Source organism: Vibrio sp. 03_296 (assembly GCF_002265885.1).
The window spans coordinates 1-559 of the sequence record NZ_NPKW01001285.1; the positions used below are offsets into that span (position 1 = coordinate 1).

The 559-nt window shown below is 38.6% G+C and carries 1 protein-coding gene and 1 pseudogene; one reads left to right on the forward strand and one right to left on the reverse strand.

All coding sequences use genetic code 11. The features are described from left to right. A pseudogene (locus tag CIK04_RS35215) lies at positions 1–240 on the forward strand (HNH endonuclease); the annotation flags it as partial. A gap of 22 nt (positions 241–262) precedes the next feature. Here the strand turns inward: CIK04_RS35215 and CIK04_RS31570 are convergent. Further along, on the reverse strand, positions 263–559 hold a 297-nt coding region (locus CIK04_RS31570), incomplete at its 5' end, for a transposase (RefSeq protein WP_142995055.1).

Sequence of the window (559 nt, forward strand, 5' to 3'; positions counted from 1 at the left end):
CCGTGGCGCATTTCCGAAGAAAATAGGTTAAATCCATATAATGGTTTCCTTTTAGTAGCATACTTAGATAAGTTTGACTCTGGTCTTATTAGTTTCGACAGTGTAGGAATTATTATGATTTCACCAAAGTTGAAAAATTATCAATCAATAGGGATACATTCGGAAATGGTTATTAAATTGAAGCCTGAGCATGAAGAATTTCTTGAATACCATCGGGCAAACGTGTATCAGAATACATAACAAACGAGTATGGCGTCAATAGTTAATTTTTCGCCATATTTTCATTCCACATAGTTCCGTCTCTTAGCATTGAATTCAGGATCACAACCATCTTTCTAACACAGGCAATGATGGCTACTTTTTTGGGTTTTCCTGCTTCCAGTAATCGCTGATATGTGGTCTTAAAAACAGGGTTAGATTGCATTGCAGACATCATCGCCATATACAGGACTGTACGCACCTGAGCGCGCCCACCTTGGATAATTCGTTTGCCTTTATAGCGGCCACTTTCTCTATTCATGGGAGCAACACCTATTAGAGAAGCCGCTTGTTTATTGTT